Source organism: Acinetobacter endophylla (assembly GCF_053543775.1).
The window spans coordinates 1,591-2,360 of sequence record NZ_JBLVOM010000319.1; the positions used below are offsets into that span (position 1 = coordinate 1,591).

Below are 770 nucleotides of genomic sequence, written 5' to 3' on the forward strand. Positions count from 1 at the left end.
AATATGATCGCTGGGTAGATTTTAGACGCTATGTATTAGACAAAATAGTGGCAGAAATTAACGAAAATACAGATCTACAATTAGAGTATGAAACCGTTAAGAAAGGCCGTCCAATTGTAGGTGTGAATTTTAAACTGCATCATCGGATTGCTGATAAGGCACTGGATGAAATTGCAGTGATCGAAAAAATCTATCTTGATGTTCCATTTGAAGACAATGCATCCGTAAAAGAATTAGGGGCTAAATTCGATACGAATGTACGTTCTTGGTATATTTTTAATAATGATGAAAATTATCAGCAGTTCAAGAAGTGGTTTAAAAAAGTAGGATGCCTCACTGACTCTCAAGCAAATATTGTCATTAATGACACTTTATTCCAAATGGATTTTGCTGAAATTGGTATGGGGCTGAATGACTTTAAACGAAATATGAAGCATAAACTTAAAAACAATCCGGAATTCGTTCAAAGTATTCGTGAAAGACTGAATGATATTTTTGGTAAAGAGCTGATCTAGCGAAAAGTGTAGCAACTTGCTACACTTTTTTAGATATATGTTCGTAAAGAATACAAGTGGTAAGGACCCTAGGATAAAAACGACTCTGTTGCATAAAGGCTTTAGAGATAGATCTTCCCTAAGTTATACAAATTCAAGTGACAACTTGGGTATGAGGTCTGCCTAATTTCTTAAATCTATTCAAAACGTAAGCGTTCGCTGAACACACCTTATGAACTCATCCTATAAGCCTTAATTTAGTCCCTACTTAAAAAC

General features: G+C 34.5%; 1 protein-coding gene. It reads left to right on the forward strand.

Going from position 1 to position 770, the window contains the following annotated elements:
- On the forward strand, positions 1-515 hold a 515-nt coding region (locus ACNPNW_RS19185), incomplete at its 5' end, for a DUF5710 domain-containing protein (RefSeq protein WP_448767352.1).
- Positions 516-770 lie beyond the last annotated feature (255 nt).